The organism is Aeromicrobium sp. Leaf272 (assembly GCF_001422865.1).
Classification (GTDB): Bacteria; Actinomycetota; Actinomycetes; order Propionibacteriales; family Nocardioidaceae; genus Aeromicrobium.
In genome coordinates, this window is sequence record NZ_LMMY01000011.1 from 412,192 (window position 1) to 414,686 (window position 2,495).

General features: G+C 70.2%; 3 protein-coding genes and 2 pseudogenes. 2 read left to right on the forward strand and 3 right to left on the reverse strand.

The genetic code is table 11. The annotated features are described in order from the left end of the window. Window positions 1-90: 90 nt before the first annotated feature. Entirely contained in the window at window positions 91-489 is a 399-nt protein-coding gene (locus ASF38_RS19325) for a transporter substrate-binding domain-containing protein (RefSeq protein WP_369815190.1), read from the reverse strand. A 450-nt stretch (window positions 490-939) separates the two neighbouring features. Then, window positions 940-1,224 (reverse strand): YciI family protein, encoded by a 285-nt coding sequence (locus tag ASF38_RS09100; protein WP_055962246.1) that lies wholly within the window; start codon window positions 1,222-1,224, stop codon window positions 940-942. A gap of 59 nt (window positions 1,225-1,283) precedes the next feature. Between ASF38_RS09100 and ASF38_RS09105 the strand changes: the two genes are divergently transcribed. Next, window positions 1,284-1,819, forward strand: a 536-nt coding sequence (locus tag ASF38_RS09105; protein ID WP_156366881.1) for a PadR family transcriptional regulator, incomplete at its 3' end; no start/stop codon positions are given. Window position 1,820: 1 nt separating this feature from the next. Here ASF38_RS09105 and ASF38_RS19770 read toward each other — a convergent pair. Beyond that, a pseudogene (locus ASF38_RS19770) lies at window positions 1,821-2,076 on the reverse strand (SCO4848 family membrane protein); the annotation flags it as partial. On the opposite strand from ASF38_RS19770, the pseudogene ASF38_RS09110 reads away from it, so the two are divergent. Continuing rightward, window positions 1,975-2,495: pseudogene (locus ASF38_RS09110) on the forward strand (hypothetical protein); the annotation flags it as partial. The pseudogenes ASF38_RS19770 and ASF38_RS09110 sit on opposite strands and share 102 nt — an antisense overlap.

A 2,495-nucleotide genomic window follows, 5' to 3' on the forward strand; every position in this document is an offset into this window, starting at 1 on the left:
ACCCCGCCGCGACGCCCCCGCGACGCAGCGCCCGGGAGCGGCGGTACCGCTCCCGGGCCTGCTGGCGCTCGCTGGGCTGGTGGTGGGTGCTCAGGACTGGCTCAGCTCGGGCACGTCGACCTCGGTCGACAGCCACTGCGTCTGCAGCTTCTCGAGGGTGCCGTCGTCGGCGAGCGCGTCGACCGCGGCGCTCACGCACGGGGTCAGCGGCGAGTCCTTGTCGAGCAGCAGGCCGAACTCCTCGGACTCACCCGTGCGCGGCTCGAACTGGCCGACGAGCGTCGCACCGTCGAGCTCGGCGGACACGAGGTAGAACGCGGTGGGGACGTCGGCGATGATCGCGTCGACCTGGCCGTTCTGCAGCGCCTGCGCGGCCTTGGAGGTGTCGTCGTAGACGAGCGGGTCCGACGAGAGGCCGAGCTGCTCGGTGGCCTCGAGCGACGTGGTGCCGACCTGGGCACCGACCTTGGCGTCCTTCAGGTCCGCCAGGCTCGTGACGTCGGCGTACTCGGAGTCCTCGAGGGNCGTGATCGAGAACTGGTTGACGTCGAAGTCGAACGCCTTGTCGCCCGGTTTGACCGCCTCGTTGAAGCCCTGCGTGATCCACGTGATCTCGTCGGGCCCGAAGCCCAGCTTCTGGGCGACCGCGCGGGCGACGGCGCCCTCGTACCCCTTGCCGTTCGTCGGGTCGTCGTCGGTGAACCACGGCTCGTACGCGGGGGTGTCGGTGGCGATCGTCAGGGTTCCGGCCTCGTGCAGGTCGAGGTCGTCGCCCTGGCACTGGTCCAGCGAGACGACGCCGGCGGAGTCGTCGGAGGAGTCCGACTCGTCAGCGGGGGCACAGGCGGTGGCGAGGGCAAGCGTGGCTGCAGCAGCGGCAGCAGCAACCATGGGGAGGGGGGTCAGGCGCATGGGCGAAATCGTACGGCGCGCCCGTCGTCAGGCCGTGAAGTGCCCGGCCAGTGAGCCGAGGATCGGCTTCCAGTCGCGCACCACGTGCTCGCCTACGAATCCCGCAGCCACGAAGGGGTCGGCGGCCACGAGGGCCTCGACCTGCTCGCGCGAGTCGGCGCGGAACACCAGCACCGCCTCGCGACTGTCGGACGCCGGGCCGCTGATCAGCAGCTCGGGCAGGTTCGCGAGGTAGTCGCGGTGCTCGGTGCGCAGCGTCGCGAGCTGCTCCTCGGGCGCTCCGTAGGTGTAGGTCACGGCGAAGATCGACATGCACGTCACTCTAGGCGTCACTGTTGCTGTGCAACTGGTTGCATATGTACTCTCGGACCATGGCGCTCGAGCACGCGATCCTCGTGTCCCTCGCGGAACGCTCCGCCACGGGCTACGAGCTGGCGCGCCGCTTCGACGCCTCGATCGGCAACTTCTGGAAGGCCAGCCACCAGCAGATCTACAAGGTGCTGGGCCGCATGGACGCCGACGACCTCGTGACGTCGCAAGTCGTGGCCCAGGACGGACGGCCCGACAAGAAGGTCTACGCCATCACCGACGCCGGCCGTGCGGAGCTGGTCCGGTTCACCACCGAGCCGTCGACCATGGAGCCGCTGCGGTCGGCCTTCGCGGTCAAGCTGCGTGCCCTCGAGTACGGCGACCGCGACGCGATCCTGGCCGACGTGCACCGCAAGCGTGCCGAGCACGCCGAGAAGCTCGGCTACTACGAGGCCAGCGCCGAGCGCTTCTACCCCGACCCCGACGCCCTCGACGCCGCCGACGTCGGCCCGTGGCTCGTGCTGCGCGGCGGGATCCTCGGCGAGCAGACCGCGATCAGCTGGTGCGACGAGATCCTCGCCCGGCTCGAAGGGCCCGCNAGAAGAACGCGGTGGGCGCACTGCTCCAGGCCTCGCCGGCCCACGCGCGCTCGTCGTCGACGATCGCCTTCGCGAACCGCGGCCAGATGACCACGTTGAAGACGCCTGCCACCACGAGCACCCACGCCGAGACTCTCGAGATCACAGGACCAGTATGAGCACCCCGACCCAGCCCCCGTCGTCGCAGCCCAGCCCGTTCACCCAGCCCGACCACCAGGACTACCCGCACCTGCTGAGCCCGCTCGACCTGGGCCACACGACGCTGCGAAACCGCGTGATCATGGGCTCGATCCACAGCAAGCTCGAGGACCGGCGCAAGGACCTGCCGAAGCTCGCCGCCTACTTCGCCGAGCGCGCGAAGGGTGGCGTGGCGCTGTCGGTCACGGGCGGCTTCTCGCCCAACCGCACGGGCTGGCTGCTGCCGTTCGGCGGCACCATGAACAACGGCTCGTTCGCCGACGCCCACCGCGTGGTCACCGACGCCGTGCACGAGCACGACGGCAAGATCGCGATGCAGATCCTGCACGCCGGTCGTTACGGCTACCACCCGCTGGTCAAGAGCGCGTCGCGTCGCAAGTCGCCCATCAGCCCCTTCCGGCCGCGTGCGTTCTCGGCCAAGGAGATCGACCGCACCGCCACCGACTTCGCCAAGGCGGCGGCGCTGGCCCAGCGCGG

What these genes read in the sequence shown, in the direction of transcription:
- ASF38_RS09100 (WP_055962246.1), bottom strand. Translation starts at nt 1,224, where the DNA reads ATGTCGATCTTCGCCGTGACCTACACCTACGGAGCGCCCGAGGAGCAG.